The 23,535-nt window shown below is 40.9% G+C and carries 16 protein-coding genes and 6 pseudogenes; 15 read left to right on the top strand and 7 right to left on the bottom strand.

Annotation, left to right across the window (positions count from 1 at the left end):
* Positions 1 to 132: 132 nt before the first annotated feature.
* Positions 133 to 474 carry a ferredoxin FdxA gene (fdxA, locus tag AC6ER9_RS03195; RefSeq protein WP_497074961.1) on the bottom strand — a complete coding sequence of 114 codons (342 nt, stop codon included), beginning with the start codon at positions 472 to 474 and terminating at the stop codon, positions 133 to 135.
* Between the two features lie 21 nt (positions 475 to 495).
* Positions 496 to 2,076, bottom strand: a complete 1,581-nt coding sequence (locus tag AC6ER9_RS03190; protein WP_497074960.1) for a hypothetical protein — start codon at positions 2,074 to 2,076, stop codon at positions 496 to 498.
* 584 nt (positions 2,077 to 2,660) lie between these two features.
* Between AC6ER9_RS03190 and AC6ER9_RS03185 the strand changes: the two genes are divergently transcribed.
* Positions 2,661 to 3,572 carry an RNA polymerase factor sigma-32 gene (locus tag AC6ER9_RS03185; RefSeq protein ID WP_497074959.1) on the top strand — a complete coding sequence of 304 codons (912 nt, stop codon included), beginning with the start codon at positions 2,661 to 2,663 and terminating at the stop codon, positions 3,570 to 3,572.
* A gap of 165 nt (positions 3,573 to 3,737) precedes the next feature.
* On the opposite strand, the gene AC6ER9_RS03180 is transcribed toward AC6ER9_RS03185, so the two are convergent.
* On the bottom strand, positions 3,738 to 5,303 hold the full coding sequence (locus AC6ER9_RS03180; protein ID WP_497074958.1) for a M48 family metalloprotease: 1,566 nt from the start codon (positions 5,301 to 5,303) through the stop codon (positions 3,738 to 3,740).
* A gap of 160 nt (positions 5,304 to 5,463) precedes the next feature.
* On the opposite strand from AC6ER9_RS03180, the gene AC6ER9_RS03175 reads away from it, so the two are divergent.
* From AC6ER9_RS03175 to AC6ER9_RS03165, 3 genes are all read left to right on the top strand, one after another.
* The gene (locus tag AC6ER9_RS03175; protein ID WP_497074957.1) at positions 5,464 to 6,099 is read left to right on the top strand and encodes a thiamine diphosphokinase; all 636 of its coding nucleotides are present in this window, start codon (positions 5,464 to 5,466) and stop codon (positions 6,097 to 6,099) included.
* A 105-nt stretch (positions 6,100 to 6,204) separates the two neighbouring features.
* Positions 6,205 to 6,591 carry a YMGG-like glycine zipper-containing protein gene (locus tag AC6ER9_RS03170; protein WP_497074956.1) on the top strand — a complete coding sequence of 129 codons (387 nt, stop codon included), beginning with the start codon at positions 6,205 to 6,207 and terminating at the stop codon, positions 6,589 to 6,591.
* Positions 6,591 to 8,456 carry an ABC-F family ATP-binding cassette domain-containing protein gene (locus tag AC6ER9_RS03165; protein WP_497075260.1) on the top strand — a complete coding sequence of 622 codons (1,866 nt, stop codon included), beginning with the start codon at positions 6,591 to 6,593 and terminating at the stop codon, positions 8,454 to 8,456. Before AC6ER9_RS03170 ends, AC6ER9_RS03165 begins: the two co-directional genes overlap by 1 nt.
* A gap of 42 nt (positions 8,457 to 8,498) precedes the next feature.
* On the opposite strand, the gene AC6ER9_RS03160 is transcribed toward AC6ER9_RS03165, so the two are convergent.
* Positions 8,499 to 8,636, bottom strand: a complete 138-nt coding sequence (locus tag AC6ER9_RS03160; protein WP_497074955.1) for a hypothetical protein — start codon at positions 8,634 to 8,636, stop codon at positions 8,499 to 8,501.
* A gap of 1,686 nt (positions 8,637 to 10,322) precedes the next feature.
* On the opposite strand from AC6ER9_RS03160, the pseudogene rimJ reads away from it, so the two are divergent.
* Positions 10,323 to 10,885 (top strand): annotated as a pseudogene (gene rimJ / locus AC6ER9_RS03155) (ribosomal protein S5-alanine N-acetyltransferase).
* A gap of 579 nt (positions 10,886 to 11,464) precedes the next feature.
* On the opposite strand, the gene AC6ER9_RS03150 reads toward rimJ, so the two are convergent.
* Positions 11,465 to 11,725 carry a DUF2312 domain-containing protein gene (locus tag AC6ER9_RS03150; RefSeq protein ID WP_039760779.1) on the bottom strand — a complete coding sequence of 87 codons (261 nt, stop codon included), beginning with the start codon at positions 11,723 to 11,725 and terminating at the stop codon, positions 11,465 to 11,467.
* A gap of 271 nt (positions 11,726 to 11,996) precedes the next feature.
* Here AC6ER9_RS03150 and AC6ER9_RS03145 point away from each other — a divergent pair, with 271 nt between their 5' ends.
* The 5 genes and pseudogenes from AC6ER9_RS03145 to AC6ER9_RS03125 all read left to right on the top strand — a co-directional run.
* Positions 11,997 to 12,485, top strand: coding sequence for a DUF1036 domain-containing protein (locus tag AC6ER9_RS03145; protein ID WP_497074954.1), 489 nt, complete (start codon positions 11,997 to 11,999; stop codon positions 12,483 to 12,485).
* Entirely contained in the window at positions 12,482 to 13,918 is a 1,437-nt protein-coding gene (gene pyk, locus AC6ER9_RS03140) for a pyruvate kinase (protein ID WP_497074953.1), read from the top strand. Before AC6ER9_RS03145 ends, pyk begins: the two co-directional genes overlap by 4 nt.
* A 46-nt stretch (positions 13,919 to 13,964) precedes the next feature.
* Positions 13,965 to 14,266, top strand: a pseudogene (locus AC6ER9_RS03135) (pyruvate kinase alpha/beta domain-containing protein); the annotation flags it as partial.
* Positions 14,267 to 14,312: 46 nt separating this feature from the next.
* A pseudogene (locus AC6ER9_RS03130) lies at positions 14,313 to 14,614 on the top strand (pyruvate kinase alpha/beta domain-containing protein); the annotation flags it as partial.
* A gap of 46 nt (positions 14,615 to 14,660) precedes the next feature.
* Positions 14,661 to 14,962: pseudogene (locus AC6ER9_RS03125) on the top strand (pyruvate kinase alpha/beta domain-containing protein); the annotation flags it as partial.
* Between the two features lie 1,098 nt (positions 14,963 to 16,060).
* Here the strand turns inward: AC6ER9_RS03125 and AC6ER9_RS03120 are convergent.
* Positions 16,061 to 16,444: a cell division protein ZapA gene (locus AC6ER9_RS03120; RefSeq protein WP_497074952.1), complete on the bottom strand. Its 384-nt coding sequence runs from the start codon at positions 16,442 to 16,444 to the stop codon at positions 16,061 to 16,063.
* Between the two features lie 12 nt (positions 16,445 to 16,456).
* Positions 16,457 to 16,732, bottom strand: a complete 276-nt coding sequence (locus AC6ER9_RS03115) for a DUF4164 domain-containing protein (RefSeq protein WP_005774573.1) — start codon at positions 16,730 to 16,732, stop codon at positions 16,457 to 16,459.
* Positions 16,733 to 17,067: 335 nt separating this feature from the next.
* On the opposite strand from AC6ER9_RS03115, the pseudogene tkt reads away from it, so the two are divergent.
* The 5 genes and pseudogenes from tkt to AC6ER9_RS03090 form a co-directional block, all read left to right on the top strand.
* A pseudogene (gene tkt, locus AC6ER9_RS03110) lies at positions 17,068 to 19,073 on the top strand (transketolase).
* 189 nt (positions 19,074 to 19,262) lie between these two features.
* A complete protein-coding gene (gene gap, locus AC6ER9_RS03105; RefSeq protein WP_497074951.1) occupies positions 19,263 to 20,270 on the top strand; it encodes a type I glyceraldehyde-3-phosphate dehydrogenase in 1,008 nt (335 codons plus the stop codon).
* A 542-nt stretch (positions 20,271 to 20,812) separates the two neighbouring features.
* A complete protein-coding gene (locus AC6ER9_RS03100) occupies positions 20,813 to 22,006 on the top strand; it encodes a phosphoglycerate kinase (protein WP_497074950.1) in 1,194 nt (397 codons plus the stop codon).
* Positions 22,007 to 22,131: 125 nt separating this feature from the next.
* A complete protein-coding gene (locus AC6ER9_RS03095; RefSeq protein ID WP_497074949.1) occupies positions 22,132 to 23,163 on the top strand; it encodes a class I fructose-bisphosphate aldolase in 1,032 nt (343 codons plus the stop codon).
* Between the two features lie 16 nt (positions 23,164 to 23,179).
* A pseudogene (locus tag AC6ER9_RS03090) lies at positions 23,180 to 23,515 on the top strand (class I fructose-bisphosphate aldolase); the annotation flags it as partial.
* Positions 23,516 to 23,535: the final 20 nt, after the last annotated feature.

Raw genomic sequence — 23,535 nt, 5'->3', positions numbered from 1 at the left:
ACTTAGAAAGATGATCATGTTAAGATAACACTAACATCAAACTTCAAAAGAATCAATCATTTCACTTAAGGATTTTTTATTTTTACAAAAGAAGTCTTTTACTTGGTGAAGAAGGGGTTGTGCACTGTATCATTATTCTTCGCCGCTTCCTGGATTTTCTGAAAAATACTTTTCTAGTTTATTTGGAACGCCATCCATTTCTTTTGCTTGAGGAAGAGGCTCTTTGCGGGTTGTCAGATTAGGCCATTTATTGGCATAATCAAGATTGAGTTCTAACCATTGCTCGAGCCCTGGCTCTGTATCAGGTATAATGGCTTCTGCTGGGCACTCTGGAACACAAACACCGCAATCGATGCATTCATCAGGATGAATCACCAACATATTTTCACCTTCATAGAAACAATCAACAGGGCAAACTTCAACGCAATCCGTATATTTACAGTGAATGCAGTTGTCGGTTACGACGTGGGTCAAGATCAAACTCCATTTATTACTTTAATGCTTTTTAGAGGAAAGAGTGTTTGTGTTTTTATGATTGGTGAGTTGATCGCGTAGCACCGCGAGTTTCGCAAAAGGTGAATCAGGGTTAAGACGCTTTTCTTTTTGAAAGGATTTATGATTTGTACGCTTGTCTTGGGACTTATGGAACTTATGAGAACGTTTTGTTTGTGATGGCGCTTCTTGAAGGCGATTTCCATTCGCATTATCCTCTTTTTTGACATCGCCCTTCGGTTTATTTTTCCACTTATATCCGGATTTATCACGTTTTTTTTGTGTGTTGTGGTGAAATTGACGCCTATAATGCCATAATAAAATAACTTTATCTTCTGCGATAGGAGGAGTAGATTTGGCAAAATTTCCAACAGGTTCAGCTGCTGGTAAATTATTGGTTTTATGGGGGTGTTTTTTAAGATGAGAGGATAAACTATTCAGGAGTAAAGTGCTTTTTTCTTCTTGTGTTGTTTCTGAAATACTGATTGTTTGCCAATGACTACCAACAAATTCTGCTGGTCGAACCTTTTGGGTTGTCGCATTGAGAGGAAAAGAGCTTTGGTGTGCAAGGAGATTTTGTTCAAAAACAGCATGGCTTATACTGTATGATTGGTAGCCAAGACCTTTGAGGATTTCTTCCATATCATTTCCATTGGCTCCAAGAATAGACATCATGGCTGGGGTCACAAAAAAACTTTTACCATCATAGGCACCATCAGGTTTTGGATCATTTCCTTGTTTCCAATGAAGGGCGGGGCGAATGAGATTGGCAAGACGCTCTAAAATATCAATCCGGACAGCACGTTGTCCTAAGATGCGGTAACCGGCCAATTGATAAAACTGGCGGTTATAGGTAGGTTCAACAATTAAAGAGGTGCGACCAGCTGATAATGCTGTGAAAATTTCACTCAAACCTGTTTGATCTTGTCCTACATTTTGAAGGTTCCACAACAGGGTAATGGCTTGAACCGGGGCAGGTTTAAGTATTCCTGCAACATAGATATGAAAAGCACCAAAACGCACACCTAGACGCCGAAGCACAGCACGTGATTCTTGCGCAAGGTTTTTGACAAGGTCTAAAACTTCTCGGCGCGGTAAAACCCCTAAAGAGTTAACCAGTTGTAAGGCAAGACTGTTGGTTGAATCTGTTAAATTATCGGCATTGCGTAAATCAAATAGGGGCTTTAAAGCCGTTTCAAAATGAAAGGTTACAAAGCGCTCTAATCGTTTCACGACGTTATCGCGGGCTTCTCCGATGAGTTGTGTGTCTGCTAAAACAATCAGTTTTGGTTTGAAAAAATCTTCTGTCGCTACAAGCTGTCCTACGGGTTGACCAATCCAGCGCACAATGCCATCAGAACTGAGGGTAAAATCGCCATTGGCACAAGCACAAAAACGTGTTGCGCGTTTGGAAAACGCAAGAATCAAACTTTCATTCTCTATTGAGACTTGCTTCTCAATTGTTTGATCGGTATCGTTTTTGTTGGCATAAAAACGAAAACCTTCAAATTTACCCCTTCCGTATTTTTCAATGAGAATATCATCCTGAAGAATCTCATTGTGTTGAACAATCTTGCTATCCATGATTATTTTCTTTCTAAGTGCAACACTGGTAAAAAACCTTTTGCGATAACCCCATAATGCTGCTCTTTCTTTAACACGTTTGTTGCGCTTGCTTCAATCACTCTTGTCGTTTTTTGATGTTTCTTTTTGCGTCTTTAAAACGTAGATACTTCTTTTTTATTCAGTTTTTATTCAGTTAAGATGTTTTATATTTGTAAATTACACTTATTAGTTGTAATGTAAAGCTGAAAGCATAAAAATAGATTCTTTCAAATTTAAAAGAAAACGGAATCGATCATCAAAAAAGCAGCATGTATATTTTTTCTGATCATTTTATTTTTTTGGCTGTTTTGTCATGAAACGTGAAGAGAATTTTTTTTCAAATATTTCATAGGCAAAAAGGCGTATTGCAGGAGTGTTTTTCAGGTGAAATTATGTCTTATGATAAAAAGTTTTACCATAATCATGAAAAAAACAATTGCGATTATAAAATTACACGCTAAAGTAGCGAGAGCATGAGCGGACAACTTTTTAGTTCTTTTTAAGGAAGAACAATGGTATCGTTGCCAAATCGATTTTGATAATTTTAATCGCAAGGGGTTATTATGGGTAATCTTTCAAATGCTGTTTATAAAAGCAGCAAAAATTATAGCGATGCAGACAAAAGCTTAGGACGTAATATGATGCGTTCTGCTATGCAAGCACCTTATCTTGAACGACAAAAAGAGCATGATTTGGCTCTGCGATGGAAAGACAAACGCGATGATGATGCCATGCATCAAATTGCAGCGGCTCATATGCGTTTGGTGATTGCTATTGCAAACCGTTTTAAACGTTTCAAAATGCCCTTAGGGGATTTGGTACAAGAAGGGTATGTGGGCTTGTTGGAAGCCGCTGCACGTTTTGAACCTGATCGGGAAGTGCGTTTTTCAACCTATGCAACATGGTGGATACGGGCTTCTATCCAAGATTATATTTTGCGAAATTGGTCAATCGTTCGAGGGGGAACCAGCTCTTCGCAAAAAGCACTTTTCTTTAATCTTCGGCGGTTGCGGGCAAAACTGGTGCAAGATGATAGTGCTTTGTCAAAACAGGATATTTTTCGCACAATCGCTGAAAAACTCGGTGTTTCTGTACGCGATGTTGAAACAATGGATTTTCGTTTTTCCAGTTCAGATAACTCCTTGAGCGTTTCTGTTTCTGAAAACAGTGATAATCCCATTGCCAAGATGGATGTTTTGGTTGATGAGAATCCTCTTCCTGATGCTTTAATTGAGCAAGTGATTGATGGTCAACGGCGTACACAATGGCTTTACGATGCGTTGCAAATTCTCAACGAACGAGAGTTGGAAATTATTCGCTTTCGTCGCTTAAATGAAGAGGGGGCTACTCTAGAAGTGTTGGGTGAAAAATTAGGAATTTCGAAAGAGCGTGTGCGTCAAATTGAAGCACGGGCTTTGCAGAAATTGCGTTCCGCTCTCCTTACGGTTCATTCAGAAGATGCTTATGATATATAAGCTGTGAAGGGCTTTGTTGAGGAAAAAGCAGAGTGCGTAGGTGCGGGGGATAGGGCGTGATGAAGCTGGTTTGAGGGTTTGGCCGGCTTCATTTACGAATAGACTTTAGGAGAGGGTGATTAAAGACACAAAAGAATCAAGATTGTAGCCGGTGAAAAAGGAGTCTTAGTCGGTGATAATTTTTACTTTTGTGCCGGCATGTAAAGTTTGAATTGGTGAGAGAGCATTGAGAATGCGAAAGAGTTTTTCTTTGTTGGGTGTGTGTTGCATTTTATTGGCAAGGCTTGCAACGTTTTCTCCTTGTTTAACGCGGACAACACGGATTTTTAAGGGTTTCAATTTTTTTAACTCTAAAGTTGAAAGAGGCTGAAAGCTTTGGATTGTTTTTTGGGCAATTTCTGCAAAATTTTGAGAATTATAGGGGGCAGCTGTCAGAAAACGAAAAATATGATCATTAAACAGAATGACAACCACATCAAATTGCCATTGTTCATGAGTCGCATGGGCTCGCGCTCCAAGTAAATTTTGGCTTAAGTGTCCTTGATGGGGGTGTCCTTGAATCGTGATGGGGCGAATAGAGGATGGGTCTAGCCCAATAATCCACCCGCTTTTCAAATAATCGCTTGCAGACATTCCAGCAGGATAGGGAACAGCATCTAAACGAATCGCTATTTTATTGGGGCCACTTGCCCAAACTGTGTGGGTTGAATGTTCTATTGTAAAATTGTTGGGAATAGAAAAAGCGATGCGCCATTGTGGGTGAATAAATTGGTTGCCTCGTACAAATCCTGTATAAAAGCTTTCTCCAAAAGTCATGCCATCAATACTTTTGAGAAAAGAATCGCGATCCGTGTGTCCTTTGTTTTTTTTACTGATTTTATGGGCTTTTTCTATCGCAAGCCGAATGCGTTGAGGGGTGGTTGGGTGAGAAGCTAGAAAATCTAAGGAAGCACTTGGGGTGCCAGAGATATGCTGAAAAGCACTGTAGGCTTCCATCGTTTGGAGAAAGCGTGGTGAGGCAAATGGATCATATCCTGCTTGTTGGAGCATTTCGAGGGCAATGGAATCAGCTTCCAGCTCTTGATTGCGGGAAAATTGCGCGAGTTGTTGCTTGCTGTGTATGGGATTATGAAGTTTTTTGTCTATAGAAGAAAGAAGACGTGGAGACATAGGGTTTATCATCTTCTTCAATTCTGCTTCTTTTTGCAGACGTAAAATGCCATGATTGGCTCTGATGTGGGCTATCTCATGGGCTAAAATGGCGGCAACTTCTGAAGAATCATTGGCAAGTGCCAGCATACCACGGGTGATGTAGATTGAACCATTGGGAAGCGCAAATGCATTGACACTTTCTGAGTTTAAAATGGTGACAGAATAGCTTTGATGAGAATGGTGTGAGGTAAGGGTTAGTTTACGAACGATCTTTGCTAAAAAGCGTTCAAGTTTTGTATCATGATAGGCACCACCATACATTTGCAAGATACGGGGGTGTTGCAGAGCGCTTAATGTGACATAGATATTGTGGTTGTTAGTACGTTTGACTGTTTCAGAAGAACTGGAAGAAAGCTTATCATTTTGAGAAAGGGGTGTATGACACGCTGAAAGGAGAAGTGTTAAACTGATGAAAGAAGCTCTATAAAAAGGCGCGCGACAAAGAAAACGCCATTGAAAAATGCGGTGTGTCGAGTCACAGAGTATGTTGTTTGTGCGGTGTATTTTGGCAAATTTCATGTATATCTTTGTATTGTGCGTTTTTAAAGAGAAGCTTTAGGGGTAAGGATTTGTTTGGCTATATCACGGTTATTGTTTATAAAAAATGGCCCTTAGATTTAATTTAAGAGGATGCTAAAGAAGGAAACTTTATGAAAGGTTGTGAAAGGCAAAATATGGCATGACAACATTTACGATATTGTTAAACGGAGATGTTTGTATCACTGATCGTTTGTTGAATCAAATTCAAAACAGTCGGGTGATTGCTGCGGATGGTGGTATGCGTCATGCGGAAGCACTTAATGTAAAGCCTGAGTTGTGGTTAGGAGATTTTGATTCGTCTGATCAGACCCTGATAGATCAATATAACCATGTTCCGCGTGAGGTTTTTCCCTCTGATAAAGATATGACCGATAGTGCTTTGGCTTGTGAAAGAGCGCTACAAAATGGGGCTAAAAAGCTTATTTTGTGCGGGGCTTTGGGAGGGGAGCGAAGTGATCATAGCCTTTCTCATATGACGCAAGCATTGATGATGGCTGAGAAAGGCATTTCAGTGTTGTTGACAAGCGGCCTAGAAGAAGGTTGGCCGGTTTTACCAAAACTTGTGCCGTATGATTTACCTAAAGGGTGCTTGTTTAGTCTTATCGGTTTTTCTGACTTAAAAGGCTTAACTCTTAAAGGGGTAAAATGGCCAATTTGTGACAAAAATGTGTCATTTGGCTCTTCTTTGACACTTTCTAACCGTATTTGTGGAACCTTTTCTTGCCATTTAGGTTCTGGAAAAGCTATATTGTTAGCGTCTGTGCCTATGCCATAAAGCTCTTCCAATAATATTTTGAATAAGGCAAGGGGGGGGCTTAGTGATTAAGTGCTGACATAAACGATATATTATGTATTGATCTTGAGAAGGAAAGGTTTTGATATGTTAAAATCAGTTTTAAAAGTGGCCGTCGTTTCTGCGATTGGTTTCAGTTCAGTAGCTTGTACCACAAATGATCAACGTGTTGCACGTTACGGTGTAGGCGGTGCTGCAATTGGTGCCTTGGCTGGAACGGCTATTGGCGGGAGCACGCCTGGAGCAGCGCTTACCGGTGCGGCATTTGGTGCTTTAGCTGGAACAGTAACCGGTGAGGCTGTAAATCAAAGAAGACAACAAAAACAGGCATCACAATTGTGTACGTATCGTGGTCGTAGAGGATATATTTACCAAGCACCTTGTGCGCAAAGAGTTCCTGTACAACAATTATGTACTTACCGTGATGCAAGAGGGATGATGTATCAAGCATCTTGTCCGCGCCGCGTTCGTTAATGGCAGTGCCATTGCTGCGGCTTGACCGCATTTTCCTAACCTTTGGGACAACGCCTTTGCTCAACCAAGCGTGTTTATCGGTTGAGCAGGGGGCGCGTATTGCGCTGGTGGGCCGTAATGGTTGTGGAAAATCGACCCTGTTAAAAATTGCCGCAGGAATATTAGAGCCTCATGGAGGCGAAATTTTTCGCCACCCTCGGGTGCTCTTGCGTTATGTTTCTCAAAATCCGGATTGCTCAGGTTTTGAAGATATTAATGCCTATATGGAAGCAGGACTGGACGCGACATCTGATGTCCAGTGGATTAATACGCTTCGCACAAAGTTAGGTTTTTCGGGGGAAGAAAAATTAGAAACATTATCGGGGGGTGAGAAGCGGCGTGTTTCATTGCTTCGGGCTATCGCAGCAAAACCCGATATTTTGTTCTTAGATGAACCAACCAATCATCTTGATCTACCAACCATTGAATGGTTGGAGGGGGTTTTATCTTCTTTGCGTTCAGCGATTGTGGTGATTTCCCATGATCGACGATTTTTAGAAAATGTCACGCGTTCAACGGTATGGCTTGATCGTGGGACAACGAAAAGACTGGAAAAGCGTTTTTCAGAATTTGAAAGTTGGCGTGATAAAGCACTAGAAGAAGAAACACTCGAGCAGCATAAATTGGGGCGCCAAATTGTTCGCGAAGAGCAATGGTTGCGTTATGGTGTGAGTGCACGGCGTAAGCGTAATGTAAGGCGCTTGGGGGAACTCAAAGACTTAAGACAGCGTCATCAAACCTATAAAGGGCAGCCGGGAAGTGCACTGTTGAGCGCTGCCAAAAGTCATGATTCTGGTCAATTGGTGCTTGAAGCAAAGAAAATTTCAAAATCTTATGGTGAACGCGTGATTGTGAAAGATTTCTCTTTACGCATTCAGCGGGGTGATCGCATTGGTTTGGTAGGACCTAATGGTATTGGAAAGACAACGCTCCTTTCCGCATTGATTGGGAAAGAAGCCGTGGATAGTGGAACAGTAAGGCATGGCTATAACCTTTCTATGGCATTGCTTGATCAGCAACGGATTATCAATGAAGAAGAAACTTTGGCACATTATTTAACAGGGGGGCGGGGCGATACTCTTGTGATTAATGGGCAAGAGCGGCATGTAGTTTCTTATATGAAAGATTTTTTATTTTTACCGGAACAAGCGCGCACCCCCCTTAAAGAATTTTCTGGGGGAGAAAGAGCGCGTCTCATGCTTGCGCGTCTTCTTTCGCGTCCTGCAAACTTTTTAATTCTTGATGAACCAACCAATGATTTGGATATGGAAACTTTGGATTTGTTGCAAGAATTTATTGCGGATTTTGCGGGAACAGTCTTGTTGGTAAGCCATGACAGAGACTTTTTAGATCGTACTGTAACGCATATGTTAGCACCGGAGGGTGATGGTCATTGGGTTTTGTATGCGGGCGGCTATAGCGATATGATGGCGCAAAATAAGCAGGCTCTGAAGTTACAACGCAAGGGGATAGAATTATCGCACCGTAAAGCATTTTCAAAGTCTCATATGGGTGAGTACGGAAAACGTGCTTCATCAACAGATCCTAGCTTGAATGACAGGGAAAAGAAAAAAACACGCAGCAAATTGTCCTATAAGCAGGTCTATGCATTGGAAAAATTGCCTGAAGAAATCGCTGTGTTGCAAAATGAAATCAAAAAAATTGAACAAGAGCTCTCTGATCCAGCTCTTTATAGCAGTGATAAAGAGCGTTTTGAGCGTTTAACAACAGCGTTGGAAAAAAAGCAAAATATGTGCACACAAAAGCAAGAAGAATGGCTAGAACTTGAAATCTTACGCGAAGAAATAGAAGCCTGTTCATGTTAAGGTTTCAAAGATGAATATTAAAGTATTTTAAGAGATTTTGCATCATTGTTTTCTGTAGAGTACTTGGACATATTGAAGCACGACGACAGTATCCTTGCTATTAAAAAAAACATCTTTCAAAGAGCACATCACACCTGTTTTACGACGGTGCTCTCGTGAATGGTATAATGGTCGATCCATTGAGCATCCCCATCTTTGAAGTTTTTAAAAGAAGCAAGTTTTGGCATCATCACACATTTTGCCAGCCTTTGGGTGTTGTGGACCAACTTTTGGCGCGTAAGAGCATTCATGAAAAGCCATTTTTAGTCTTTTCTTATACAGTTTTACTCCACACGATTTATCTCGCTTTTAACGTGCAAGAAAACGATTTTAATTGATTCAATATGAAAGAGATTTATCATCAGAGAATCTTACGGTATTGGGGTCTCTCATTCAATAGGTAGAATTATTATTACAAATCAATATATTGATTTTATAAGGAGTTGATTTTTAAAAATGCACTTTTGACTGAAGCTCATTTAATTGCGATTCAAGTTATGGTGCTGATCAATGGATTCTTGAAGCAAACTGTGACTTTTTATGTTTGGCTTTTTTTGCATAATTCTTGTTACAAGAAATCTTGATAAAGAAAAAATTATTGGTGCGGTGCGTTTTGTCAAAATTTTATCTATGCAAGCATGTACGCACCGTTACATACTTTGTTTTGCTTTCAATGTCCGACAATTCTTATCGTTTTAAGAGAATTCATAGGAGGGGCCTTCTTCGTTTTTATCTCTACGTCGTCCTTAGCTTGTAAGCCACACATAGCTTGTGATGCGCAAGAGAGGTGTTTTTTTATGATTCAAAATAAGACGACTTGAAATGAGGAAATCTTACGATTGTCGGGATTCTTCATTCAAGAGGGATAACGATAAATTATCATTATAAATAAATATATTATAATGGGTGAATGATTGATCAACAGATGGTTGTTTTTACTGAGACAAGAGAAAAAACATAGGGCAAATTGTTCTATAAGCAGATGTCAGAATTTATAGAGAGGACAAGCATTGGAAATATAGCCATTAGCACTCACTGTTTTGCAAAATGAAATAAAAAGGTTGAATAAGAGCTCTTTGAGTAAGTTTTATCGTAGGGATAAAGAAGCGTTTTAAATATTTATCAATAAGCGTTTTAAAAAAAAGAAAAATACTTGCATACAAAGAGAATGGCACACAAAAAGAATGGCGAGAATTTTTACGTGAAGAAATGGAAAGTAAAAACAGGGAATGCGAAGTACTTTTGTGCTATCGGACTTTTAAGAGCTTTGTGTTGCGGTTTCTTGGATTTGTTGCAAGCGTTTGTGGCTAATTTTGTGGAATCAGTGTTTTGTTTAAAGCTATGACAGAGACCTTTTAGATCGTATATATATCCCCTATGTTGGTTTTTTAAGGCGATGATCATAGGGCTTTGTATGCGGGTGGTTATATGTCGAATAGAATGGTGCAAAATAAGTAACTTCTCCGCTTACAAGGCAAAAAACCAAGGCAAAAAACAGAATATCTCTGCTGTGTGTTTTTTTCAAAGTTCCGTATAGGGAAATTGTTGGTTCCATCACAAACTTATGCCAGCCTTTGAGTGTTGCTAGAGCCCTTGGCACTTGAAAGCATGCATAAGAAGCATTTTCTTGTTCTTATTTTATACCCTAAACACACTAATTCCGCTTATAAAGTAACAAGCAAATAATCCTCATTGATTCTTATGTAAGCAGCTGTTTTGATGCGAAAAGCGTGTTGTATTTGACGTTAATGATTTAAGTTTAAAAGAATGATAATTTATTACGATAAATCAATGTATTAATTGCAATATTTCTGGGAGGAGAAAATGATGGCAATTAAAACAAAGCGAACAATTTCCACATTGATTGGTTTAGAAGATGCGGCTGAATTGTCTGCTTATTACTTGCGTAATGCGGATTATCTGCGCCCTTTTGAACCTATAAGAGCGGAGGATTACCATACTCTAACCGCTTGGGAAACAAGAGCTAATGCTTATTTTTAGAAAGCAGGCAGGGACAAGCATACCGATATGCGGTACGCTTAAAAGATGAAAATACAATCATTGGTGTTGTGAACTTCACAAATGTGGTTCGTGGTGTTTTTCAAGCCTGTCATCTTGGTTTTTCTCTTGATGAAAAACAACAAGGCAAAGGTCTCATGTCTGAGAGTTTATCGGCGCTCATACGTCATATCTTTCATGTTTATCACCTGCATAGGATCATGGCAAATTATAGACCTGAGAATATAAAAAGCGGACTTTTATTAAAGCGTCTTCATTTTGAAAAAGAAGGCTATGCCAAGGATTATTTGATGATTTCTGGAAAATGGAGAGATCATATTCTAACTTCTCGAATAAATGATCTTTATGAACCGGCCAATAGATCTGCATAAAGCTCTCTTAAGGGGATTTTGATGAGATGTATCAATATGCTGAATTCTTCACTATTATAAAAGACAAAGATCCTTAAATCTCTCTTTTTGTAAAGACCTCTTGTTGAGCGGATTTCAGTTGCAGCCTCCTTTGAGCCGCTTCCTTTACATGTTTTTTTATCCTAGATAATGCATTGATTGATCATTATCATTCATTGTTTTTCAATTTTAAGAAGAATCCTTGAATATCGCAGAATTCCCCTGTTTTTAGGTTGCTGCACTCAAAATGCTTTGCTTTTATGCACAGGTGCGGTTGGTTTATAAAAGAGGCAGCTCATATGGATAAAAAATGTCTATATGAATAAAAATACCCGTATGGATAAAAAGAATTGGAGAATAAAAATGCGCTTTTCATGAATCCTTTCAAATATGAGGGCTATTGCAATTTCACGAATCCTTGTGACCAGCCATCTCGTCACAAGTCACACGAGTTTTTTGTTATTTTGCACAAATTGCTCAAGGGTAGCAGAATTTTTGTGCATTCATGCGTTTTTTTCATTTGTCATTTTCTTAAGAAAATTTCCATTGGTGTTAAAGATATTAACTCATTCCGAGCGCATTTTTATAAAGTTCAATGATGGCTTCTTCTTCCATTCGTTCATGCTCTTCTTTTTTGCGTAGCCGTATAATGCTTCGCACAGCTTTACTATCAAAACCTGAGCCTTTAAGTTCTGTGTAAACGTCTTTAATGTCATCAGAAATGGTTTTTTTCTCTTCTTCTAGTCGTTCAATTCGTTCAATAAAAGAGCGTAATTGGTTGACGGATATAGCATGTGTTTGATCGGTCACTGTATCATTCATGGTATTTTTCTCCAGGTTATCTATTTTAAGTTGTTTTTTCGACGATAAATTTATGTTGGAAAAGCTTGAAAAATAAAAAATCAATCAAGCTTTACAGTTTTTTACAAATTGATTTTAAATATTTTGTAAAATTTTTAATATATATGCCTTTATAAAAGGGCTATAAAAAGAAAAATGTGAAAATATATTATTTAGACTTGAAAGACTTTTGGAAAAAGAGATTTATAATTTGTTGAAAGTTAACATTATTTGACCTTATAGAGGAAGTTTTGTGATTTTAAAAAAACGATATTGGGCATTGAGAAGAAGATTAAAGGTTTTTCTCTTGAGCATTTTGCTCGTGTTTCCCCTTGTTGTTTGTGCAAAAGCTGACTTTAGGGTGTGTAATGCAACCCAACAGTCTGTGGGGGTTGCTCTTGGATATCGTACGTTTTCAGGGTGGGTAAGCGAAGGTTGGTGGGTGGTTCCTGTCACAGAATGTAAAACCTTAATCGAAGGGCCCCTTGCTTCACGGTTTTATTATTTTTATGCGGAAGGGGCGCAAAAAAAAGGAAACTGGGCAGGTTCTATAACCATGTGTGTGCAAGATAGCCAGTTTACCATTCAAGGGGTTCATGATTGTTTCCCTCGCGGATATCAAAAGGCTGAGTTTAAGGAAATCGATACCGGTAATCAAACCAGTTGGATGGTGCAGTTGACGGATGAATCTTTATTCAATAATTCCGTTGTCCCTTCTCTTTCAGGAAATTCTCTCCCGTGAAACGTTCTCGTAAAGTAAAAATTATTGCGACTCTTGGTCCTGCGTCTTTTTCTCGTGAAATGATTGAGAAGCTTTTTAGGGCAGGAGCAGATGTTTTTCGCCTTAATATGAGCCATACGGATCGTGATACAATGGGTGACTTGGTCAAGTCTATCCGAGAGGTTGAAAAAATCGTTCAACGACCCATTGGTATTTTAGTGGATCTTCAGGGGCCCAAACTGCGTATTGGTCGTTTTGCCAACGGTCAAGAAGATTTACGTGCTGGGCAAATCTTTACCTTAGATAGTCGTGATGTACTTGGTGATGCACAGCGTGTTTTTTTCCCACATAGGGATGTCTTTTCGGCGATTAAGCCAGGGGATCGGTTGCTCATTGATGATGGAAGATTAGAGCTTTGTGCTGAAGTTTGTGATGATCATTTTGTTCAGTGTCGTGTGGTTTCTGGTACCCGTATTTCTGATCGAAAAGGTGTGAGTTTTCCTGATACCACTTTGCCTTTTGATTCGATAACGTCAAAAGATAAGGCTGATCTTCAAGCTCTTTTGCAACAGCCTGTTGATTGGGTTGCTCTTTCTTTTATTCAACGTCCAGAAGATATTATGGCCGTGCGTCGGTTGACGAAAAGTAAGGTATCTTTGATGGCTAAAATCGAAAAGCCGCAAGCTTTAGAGCATATAGAAAAGATTATTGAAGTTTGTGATGGTATTATGATTGCACGCGGCGATCTGGGTGTGGAGATGCCTTTAGAAAGGATTCCTGCACTTCAAATGGAGCTGATAAAAGCTTGCCGTTTAGCTGGAAAACCTGTCGTCGTGGCAACACAAATGCTCGAATCAATGATCACCTCTCCTGTTCCTACACGCGCAGAGGTGTCAGATGTGGCTACGGCGGTTTATGCGGGAACAGATGCGGTGATGTTGTCTGCTGAATCTGCTTCTGGTCGTTATCCGGAAGAAGCGGTGCTTATGATGGATAAGATTGCACGGCAAATTGAACAAGATCATACTTATGCCGCTCAGGTTGGAGCACAACATCCAGCACCAGAATCAACAGGAACAGATGCAATTTCTCTTGCAGCGCGTCAGATTGCTGAAACACTTTCACTCGCGGCTATCGTTGCCTATACGGCTTCAGGAACAACGGGTGTGCGCGCTTCTCGTGAGCGGCCCAATAGACCGATTATTGCTTTATCACCCGTTGTGGAAACAGCACGGCGTTTGGCACTCGTTTGGGGGCTTCATTGTGTGGTGAGCGAGGATGCAAAGAGTTTAGAGGATATGGTTGATCGCGCAGCCGCCATTGCCTTTCAGGAAGGTTTTTGTCAAGCGGGAGATCGCTTCCTTGTGACAGCCGGTGTTCCTCTTGGAACCCCTGGTGCAACAAATCTTTTGCGTATTGCTTCTGTCTCTCAAGATGGAACGAAAGGACTTTGATCCATTGACATATGAGCTTTTTTCATGTGCCTTTGAAAAGGATTTAGGAACAACGGGTGTGCGTGCTTCTCGTGAGCGTCCCAATAAACCGATTATTGCTTTGATCTTCCGTTGTGGAAACAGCACGGCGTTTGGCACTCGTTTGGGGGCTTCATTGTGTGGTGAGCGAGGATCGCACGGAGTTTAGAGGATATGGTTGATCGCGCAGCCGCCATTGCCTTTCAGGAAGGTTTTTGTCAAGCGGGAGATCGCTTCCTTGTGACAGCTGGTATCCCTCTTGGAACCTCTGGTGCAACAAATCTTTTGCGTATTGCTTCTGTCTCTCAAGATGGAACGAAAGGACTTTGACCCATTGACATATGAGCTTTTTTCATGTGCCTTTGAAAAGGATTTAGGAACAACGGGTGTGCGTGCTTCTCGTGAGCGTCCCAATAAACCGATTATTGCTTTGATCTTCCGTTGTGGAAACAGCACGGCGTTTGGCACTCGTTTGGGGGCTTCATTGTGTGGTGAGCGAGGATCGCACGGAGTTTAGAGGATATGGTTGATCGCGCAGCCGCCATTGCCTTTCAGGAAGGTTTTTGTCAAGCGGGAGATCGCTTCCTTGTGACAGCTGGTATCCCTCTTGGAACCTCTGGTGCAACAAATCTTTTGCGTATTGCTTCTGTCTCTCAAGATGGAACGAAAGGACTTTGACCCATTGACATATGAGCTTTTTTCATGTGCCTTTGAAAAGGATTTAGGAACAACGGGTGTGCGTGCTTCTCGTGAGCGTCCCAATAAACCGATTATTGCTTTGATCTTCCGTTGTGGAAACAGCACGGCGTTTGGCACTCGTTTGGGGGCTTCATTGTGTGGTGAGCGAGGATCGCATGGAGTTTAGAGGATATGGTTGATCGCGCAGCCGCCATTGCCTTTCAGGAAGGTTTTTGTCAAGCGGGAGATCGCTTCCTTGTGACAGCCGGTGTTCCTCTTGGAACCTCTGGTGCAACAAATCTTTTGCGTATTGCTTCTGTCTCTCAAGATGGAACGAAAGGACTTTGACCCATTGACATATGAGCTTTTTTCATGTGCCTTTGAAAAGGATTTAGGAACAACGGGTATGTGCGCTTCTCGTGAGCGTTTTAATAGACTCATTATTGCTTCGATCTTCCGTTAGGGAAAGAGCACGGCATTTTGGTGTCAGGTTTTGGGGGCAGGAGCAGATGCGGGGATGGCGTTCTGGGGTGTTGGTTGTTATCGCGAAACAGTCGTCTAGAATTTAAAGAGGAGCTTTTTTTATCTTATTATCTTATTGAGGTATGTTTTGGATCGCTTGATAAATGTTGTCTTATGAGCGCGGTGTTCATTCATCATGAGTGTTTATTCTTTTGATGTTTGAACAAGACCTTTAAAATTGTTTTCATTTTAAACTTTTGCGAACGGATGAAACTTTTGTAAACAGAATTGAATAAAATTATATACCAAAAACATCGTGCGCTTAAAAAGTTATACTCGCATGTTATGGAAAAAAATGACGGGTCAAGGTGTTTTAAAATCTATTTTTTGTGCACTGTCTTTTACAAAAATCATTAATTCTATGCATCGAGTTTTATGTATTATTGGTGCGTTGATAATATATTGATTTATAATAATTGAGCGTTATTCAACTGGAATGATCGTTTTCCAAGATCATAAGATTTTCTTATTTTAAATTGGTTTCATGCTGTGTCAATCATGTCTATTTTCTTATACGTTACAAGTGAGAAAGCCTCCGTGGATAAAAACTATTGAGAAAGGCCATGTTTTTGCATGAAACATTTCAAGAGCTAAGAGCTGTTGCAATATTGGGGATAGTATGCAAGAGCGACGACTTTTTCCTTTATTTTCTTCTTTTCCTTTACAAGTGTAAAGATGGGGGAGCTTTAATGGATTTGCCTTTATAGCATTCATGGGTGCTATCGTAAAATAAGTTTGGGTGCTAAGATATCTCTTTAAAATAAGTCCGTGAAACTGCAACTGGGCGGCGCCTTATTCTTTGTGAGGCACATTAATCTGCTCAATAAACTAAACTGTTTATGGAGATCAATTTAAGAATTTTTGTCCTGTAAGAATGTGAGAGATACGTCACACATTGCTGGTTTGTTACGGCTTGATGTATGTTTAGAGGTCTTCCTGTTCTTGTTCTTGAGTGTTTGTGCTGTTTTGATCATCTTTGAGCAATTGGTTGGTGAGTTTTTCAATGCGTTGTGTGGTATCACGCATAATTTCTCCCATGGTACGGTCTCTTTCATTATGGAGTCGTAAAAGCGCATCATAGTCTTCTTGTAACTTTTTATTTTCTCGTTTTATTTCTTCCATTTCATCGATAATCATGATGCCGGCCATCACCGATAAACGATGGTCGCCAATTTCACCAAAATTCTTCTTTAAATGGCTAATATATTGATCTAATTGAGCTGCAAGTGCCATAAGATGACGTTCTTGTCCTTTATTACAAGCCATGCGATAATTTTTACCATCAATGGTAACAGAAACAGTTTCCATACATTCAAACCTTTATCTATCAATGACGACGCGAATCGTTTCCATTGCTTTAATAAGACGTTTGGAAACTTCTTTGTTAACAGATTCTAAGCGTTCAATTTGGGCTTCAGCTTTGTCAAGCGCTTGGGCAAGATGGCTGCGGTCTGCATTCATTCGTTGAATTTCTTCTTCCCATTCGTTATTTTTATCAATAACGGCATTGCGGTTTATTATGGTGATCTCTAAGGTTCTAAGTGCTTTTTCTAGGTGCTCTAGAGCATCTTGTAGAACCGTAGTCTCTTGGTTCATTGCTTTTGTCCTTTGAGTAATTGTATCCTTTATCAATGCGTTATGCAAAAACGAATCACTTACATTTTAATATTGTGTGTATTTTATTTTTAAGTATGTAGGATATTTTAGCAAGCAAAGCAGAGAATAGATATAAATTAAAAGCTGGATTTTTTGCGCGTATTGTCATAAATGACATGGATATACAGGATGCGTGAGGGGAATGTGTTATTAGTGTTATTGATAGTGGTGACAGGCAGTCTCACGCTGATGGTTAAAAGAGTATTTCTTAAGAGATTCTAAGACAATACAAACAAAGTAACAAAATAACGTATTAATGAAATGGTCGATCATTCATGACAAATACCCACCAACAGAATCAGATGGCCAATGCTATCCGTTTTCTAGCTATTGATGCGATTGAAAAAGCAAATTCTGGTCATCCGGGTTTGCCAATGGGGGCTGCCGATATTGCTACGGTTCTTTATACACAATTTTTGGCACATGATCCTAAAAAGCCGCATTGGCCTAATCGTGATCGTTTCGTGTTATCCGCAGGACATGGCTCTATGTTGCTTTATGCTCTGCTTTATCTTTCTGGTTATGAAGATATTGGTATTGAGGACATCAAAAATTTCCGCCAATTAGGGGAAAGCTTGCGGGGCATCCAGAATATGGGCATGCGGCAGGAATCGAAACAACGACTGGACCTCTGGGACAAGGGTTGGCAAATGCCGTGGGGATGGCTCTTGCAGAACGGTTGCACAATGCTCGTTTTGGCGATCTGATCAACCATTATACTTATGCGTTGGTGGGAGATGGATGTCTGATGGAAGGGATTTCTCAAGAAGCACTTTCTTTAGCTGGGCATTTGAAACTCAATAAGCTTATCGTGTTGTGGGATGATAATAATATTTCTATCGATGGAGAAATCTCTCTTTCCGACAGTACAGATCAGATAACCCGCTTTCAAGCGTCTGGTTGGAACACACTCAAAGTGGATGGACATGACCAAGCCGCCATTGCACGGGCGATTGAAGCAGCACGCAATGGTAATAAACCAACCTTGATTGCTTGTAAAACAACGATAGGTTTTGGAGCGCCTAATAAAGCGGGAAGCAATAAAGTTCATGGAGCCCCTTTAGGAGCACGAGAAATTGCTGAGACCCGTATCGCTTTGGGATGGGAGGCGGAGCCTTTCGTTATTCCAGCTGATATTCTTGATAACTGGCGCTTGGCAGGGCTTAATGCCGCTAAAAAGCGCCAAAAGTGGGAAGAAAAATTGGCTGATCTTCCTGTTTCAGAACGGGTGGAGTTTGAAAGATTGATGCGGGGTGATTTGGTAGGGGGATTTGATAACGCTTTAGATGAGTATAAACAGAAACTCGTTGAAGAGCGCCCTGTTGTTGCGACGCGTAAAGCGTCAGAAATGGCTCTTGAAGTGATTAATGAAGTCGTGGTGGAGACCATCGGTGGTTCTGCCGACTTAACGGGATCTAATAATACAAAAAGCAGTCAGATGAAAAGTATCGCGGCGGATGATTTTTCAGGACGTTATCTCCATTATGGCATTCGTGAACATGCCATGGGCGCTATCATGAATGGGTTGGCTCTTCATGGGGGCTTTATTCCTTATGGAGGAACATTTTTATGCTTTTCTGACTATATGCGTCCTGCCATGCGTTTGTCTTCTCTCATGGGGTTGCGGGTGGTTTATGTCATGACCCATGATTCTATTGGGCTTGGGGAGGATGGTCCTACTCATCAACCTGTGGAGCATTTGGCTTGTCTGCGCGCCATGCCTAATCATTTTGTGTTCCGTCCTGCTGATGCTATGGAGACACTCGAGTGTTGGCAATTGGCTTTGAAAACACGCAACACGCCTTCTACCTTGGCCTTGAGCCGACAAAATTTACCGCTTTTGCGTCAAGAATATGAAAAAGAAAATCTCTGTATGCTTGGTGCTTATGAATTGTTAACGGCCAGTGATGACGCGCAAGTAACTCTGTTTGCTTCTGGTTCAGAATTGCAAATTGCGGTCAAAGCACGTGAAGTCTTAGAAGAAAAAGGTATCCCAACCCGTGTGGTTTCTGTGCCTTGTTTTGAACTCTTTACTCAACAGTCTGGTTCTTATCAACGGGCTCTCATTGGTGATGCACCGATTAAAATCGCGATTGAAGCGGCTGTTGCTCAAGGATGGGAACGTTTTATTGGCTGTGATGGTGTGTTTATTGGTATGGAGGGCTTTGGGGCAAGTGGAAAAATAGAGGACCTTTATGCGCATTTTGGTATTACTCCTGAAAATGTTGTTGCTAGTGCTGAAGGAAAGCTGGAAAAGATCAAAAAGGAAAAGACAAAATAACAACTTGTGTTGTCGTGAGTGGGGGGTATTTTAGGGGATTATATTTTGTTTAGTGTTGTGGATAGTATTGTGCATTATTGTGGATAAGTGAGTGATTAATCGGGATATTGATGTCTTGGAAACTCATGGTTTGGGATTGGAAAATGCCCATTTGTTGTGCTTTAAAAACTAGATAAGGAAACATGTGAAATGACAGTTCGTGTTGCAATTAATGGGTTTGGTCGTATTGGACGCAATATTTTACGGGCACTTATGGAAAGTGGACGAAAAGATATTGAAGTGGTCGCAATTAATGATTTAGGATCGGTGGAAACAAATGCCCATTTGTTGCGCTATGATTCAGTTCATGGGCGTTTTCCTGGGGATGTTAAGGTGGTGGGAGATGCCATTGATGTAGGGGGTGGTTTAATAAAGGTATGCGCAGAGCGTGATCCTGCACAGTTGCCTTGGAAAGAGTTGGATATCGATATCGCGCTGGAATGTACGGGCATTTTTACCGCACGTGATAAAGCAAAGGCTCATTTAGATGCAGGGGCAAAGCGTGTTCTTGTTTCTGCTCCCTCAGAGGGTGCAGATCTTACGGTTGTCTATGGGGTTAATCATCAGTCTTTAAGCAAAGAGCATCGCATTGTTTCAAATGCCTCTTGTACAACCAATTGTTTGGCACCTGTTGCACAAGTCTTGCACAATACGGTAGGTATTGAAAAAGGCTTTATGACAACAATCCATTCTTATACGGGTGATCAGCCGGTGTTGGATACAATGCATCGTGATCTTTATCGTGCGCGTGCGGCAGCTCTTTCGATGATTCCCACCTCAACAGGCGCAGCAAAAGCTGTGGGGTTGGTCTTGCCAGAATTAAAGGGATTGCTTGATGGCGTATCGATTCGTGTTCCAACCCCTAATGTTTCCGTGGTGGATTTGACATTTACTGCTCTGCGTTCCACAACAATTGAAGAAATTAATACAGCGATTGAGGCTGCTGCAAGAGGTTCTCTGAAAGGCATTTTGGATACGACAGAAGAAAAACTCGTCAGTTGTGATTTTAATCATAATCCGCATTCAGCGATTTTGCATAATGATCAAACCAAAGTTATTGATGGTAAGCTTTGTCGTGTTCTCGTTTGGTATGATAATGAATGGGGCTTTTCTAACCGTATGAGTGATACGGCTGTAGCTTTTGCTAAGACAATATAAACACTCTAAGGAGGACCTCAGGGTCCTCTTTTTATAGGAAAAAGTTTTATTAAGAAAAAGTCTCGTTTTTGTACAAATTAAGGTGCATTCTTTTGAGAAAATAAAGAGAGATTGTTGTTTTGATGCGTGAGAGAGACAATGCTATTGAAAGATTGATGGTATTTTTAATACGAGGCAATATGTGCCGTTAAAAGCCGTATGAAAGAGTAAATTTTGAAAAAACAACATCACGAGATAACGTTTAAGCAAAGGTTTAGAAAACGAAAAATGTAAATCCCTTTTGCATATTTGCATAAAAGTAAAGGGGCGTTTTAGTGGAAAGAAAATTAAGAGCGATGAGCGGTTTTGGTACACTTGATGATGGAAGCTTTAGATTTTCTAGGCACAAGCGTTGAGAGAAGAGGATTGTCGTGGATTCTTTTCATGTAAAGGTCAGGAGGGGGCAGGCAAAAGCCAGGAGGGGGCTTTAATGGAGAGAAAATTAAGCGGATTTGTTCGATGTGTTTTGATTTGAAACAATGGAAAGTGAAGAGGAAGCCGTGATGGGATTTCGTACGCTTGATGATATTGATGTCACTGGAAAACGTGTTCTTGTGCGCGTGGACTTTAATGTTCCTATGGCGCAGGGAAAAGTTTGTGATGAGACACGTCTTCAACGACATAAAGAGACTCTTTTTGAGCTACAAAAGCGGGGAGCTAAACTTATTCTGCTTTCTCATTGTGGTCGTCCTAAAGGGAAGATAGAGCCAGAATTTTCACTTCGCCCTGTTGTGCCAGTGCTGGAAAAAATTATTAATCAGCCGGTTGCTTTTGTTCCTGACTGTATCGGCTCGGTGGTGCAGGTTGCTGTGGAGGCATTGCAAAACGGGGATATTTTATTGCTCGAAAATGTTCGTTTTTATGCCGGTGAAGAAAAAAATGATTGTTCTTTTGCGGAAGCTCTCGCGCATAATGGGGATCTTTATGTCAATGATGCTTTTTCAGTTTCGCATCGTGCGCATGCTTCGGTGGAGGGGATAACACATTTGTTGCCTTCTTATGCAGGGCGCTCGTTACAAGGTGAGTTGCAGGCTTTAGAAAAAGGGCTTGGAAATCCAACGCATCCGGTTGTTGCTCTTGTGGGAGGAGCGAAAGTTTCCAGTAAGCTTTTTGTTCTTAATCATTTGGTGGAAAAAGTTGACACCTTGGTTATTGGGGGAGGAATGGCCAACAGTTTTTTGGCCGCACAAGGTGTTCATGTGGGAAAATCTCTGTGTGAACATGCGTTGATGGAAACGGTCAAAAAGATCATTAAAAAAGCACAAGAATGTCACTGTACAATTCTGCTTCCTGTGGATGCTGTTGTTGGATTTCGCTTTGAAAAAGAAGCGCCGCATCGTCTTTATGATATTGGTGATATTCCTGAAGATGGCATGATATTGGATATTGGCACGCGCTCTATTGCCCATATCAAGGGCGTAATAGATAAGGCTGCCACCCTTGTATGGAATGGTCCGCTTGGTGTTTTTGAGATGCCCCCCTTTGATAAGGGAACAATTGCTGTTGCACGCCATGCCGCAGAATGCAGTTTAACGGGAAAGTTGATTTCAATTGCGGGAGGAGGCGATACGGTTTTTGCGCTTAATCATGCTGGTGTTGCCAATGATTTTACTTACCTTTCAACGGCAGGAGGGGCTTTTTTAGAATGGATGGAAGGGAAGGTTCTGCCTGGAATTCTTGCTCTTACGCAGGATTAAAGGGATTATATTTAAAAAGCAGCTTTAAAGCTGTATGTCATTGCATAGGGTGTGTTTAAGCGTATTGTGCACTTTTGGAAAATTTTAAGATCAGATAAAGTAGAGAAAATAAAGAGGAATTTTTTATGACTGAACGGCTTGAAGATATTGCACTTTCTCTTGTCCAAGTGGGGAAAGGTATTTTAGCGGCGGATGAAAGTACGGCGACAATAGGCAAGCGTTTTACAAGCATTGGTGTTGAATCCAATGAAGAGAGACGCCGTGCTTATCGTGAAATGCTTTTTAGCGCAAAAGAAGCGATGGAAAGTGCTATTTCTGGGGTGATTTTATTTGATGAAACCATTCGACAAAAAGCCTCAACAGGGCAAATGTTAACCGATCTTATTCGTGATGCAGGGGCGTTACCAGGCATTAAAGTGGATACGGGTGCTAAGCCCTTGGCTGCTTTTCCTCAAGAGACCATTACCGAAGGGTTGGATGGTCTTCGTGAACGGCTAAAAGACTATTATGCTTTGGGTGCGCGTTTTGCTAAATGGCGGGCGGTGATTGCCATTAATTCAGATAGTTTACCAACAAGAGGTGCTATCAATCAAAATGCACAAGCTCTTGCACGTTACGCTGCTTTATGTCAGGAACTCAATATTGTGCCGATTGTTGAACCGGAAGTATTGATGGATGGACCGTCGTGTCAGCATTCCATTGCACGTTGCTTTGAGGTGACACGCGCTGTTTTGACAACTGTCTTTAAAGAATTATTTGAAGCCCGTGTTGTTTTAGAAGGGATGATTTTAAAGCCCAATATGGTGATTGATGGCAAAGATGCGCGCAAAGCTTCTGTTGAAGAAGTGGCTGAAAAAACTGTTCGTGTGCTTAAACAAACTGTCCCTTCTGCTGTTCCAGGAATTGCTTTTCTCTCTGGAGGACAATCAGATGAGGAAGCAACGGCGCATTTGTCTGCCATGAACTCTTTAGGGGCATTGCCTTGGAAATTGACTTTTTCCTACGGACGTGCATTGCAAGCGGCTGCTTTAAAGGCATGGGCTGGAAAAGATGAGAATATTTCCGTTGCACAAAAGGCGTTTTGTCATCGTGCGCGCATGAACCATCTTGCGGCTTTAGGACAATGGACAAAGAGCCAAGAAGAGGCGTCTGCTTAAATTCCCATAAGGGTATGCGCGCAAGGCTTCTGTTGAAGAAGTGGCTGAAAAAACTGTTCGTGTGCTTAAACAAACCGTTCCTTCTGCTGTTCCAGGAATTGCTTTTCTCTCTGGAGGACAATCAGATGAGGAAGCAACGGCGCATTTGTCTGCCATGAATTCTTTAGGGGCATTGCCTTGGAAATTGACTTTTTCCTACGGACGTGCATTGCAAGCGGCTGCTTTAAAAGCATGGGATGGCAAAGATGAGAATATTGCCGTTGCACAAAAGGCGTTTTGTCATCGTGCGCGCATGAACCATCTTGCGGCTTTAGGGCAATGGACAAAGAGCCAAGAAGAGGCGTTTGCTTAAATTGCCATAAGGGTATGCAC

It is taken from the genome of Bartonella sp. SL317, assembly GCF_059687655.1.
This window is presented reverse-complemented; position numbering and strand designations above follow the sequence as displayed.

Coding starts and splice junctions, on each gene's coding strand:
- AC6ER9_RS03160 (WP_497074955.1), bottom strand. CDS start 8,636: ATGGATCGACCATTATACCATTCACGAGAGCACCGTCGTAAAACAGGT.
- AC6ER9_RS03150 (WP_039760779.1), bottom strand. CDS start 11,725: ATGAATGATACAGTGACCGATCAAACACATGCTATATCCGTCAACCAA.
- AC6ER9_RS03190 (WP_497074960.1), bottom strand. CDS start 2,076: ATGGATAGCAAGATTGTTCAACACAATGAGATTCTTCAGGATGATATT.
- AC6ER9_RS03165 (WP_497075260.1), top strand. CDS start 6,591: ATGGCAGTGCCATTGCTGCGGCTTGACCGCATTTTCCTAACCTTTGGG.
- AC6ER9_RS03115 (WP_005774573.1), bottom strand. CDS start 16,732: ATGAACCAAGAGACTACGGTTCTACAAGATGCTCTAGAGCACCTAGAA.
- gap (WP_497074951.1), top strand. CDS start 19,263: ATGACAGTTCGTGTTGCAATTAATGGGTTTGGTCGTATTGGACGCAAT.
- AC6ER9_RS03170 (WP_497074956.1), top strand. CDS start 6,205: ATGTTAAAATCAGTTTTAAAAGTGGCCGTCGTTTCTGCGATTGGTTTC.
- AC6ER9_RS03100 (WP_497074950.1), top strand. CDS start 20,813: ATGGGATTTCGTACGCTTGATGATATTGATGTCACTGGAAAACGTGTT.
- AC6ER9_RS03175 (WP_497074957.1), top strand. CDS start 5,464: ATGACAACATTTACGATATTGTTAAACGGAGATGTTTGTATCACTGAT.
- AC6ER9_RS03095 (WP_497074949.1), top strand. CDS start 22,132: ATGACTGAACGGCTTGAAGATATTGCACTTTCTCTTGTCCAAGTGGGG.
- AC6ER9_RS03185 (WP_497074959.1), top strand. CDS start 2,661: ATGGGTAATCTTTCAAATGCTGTTTATAAAAGCAGCAAAAATTATAGC.
- AC6ER9_RS03120 (WP_497074952.1), bottom strand. CDS start 16,444: ATGGAAACTGTTTCTGTTACCATTGATGGTAAAAATTATCGCATGGCT.
- AC6ER9_RS03180 (WP_497074958.1), bottom strand. CDS start 5,303: ATGAAATTTGCCAAAATACACCGCACAAACAACATACTCTGTGACTCG.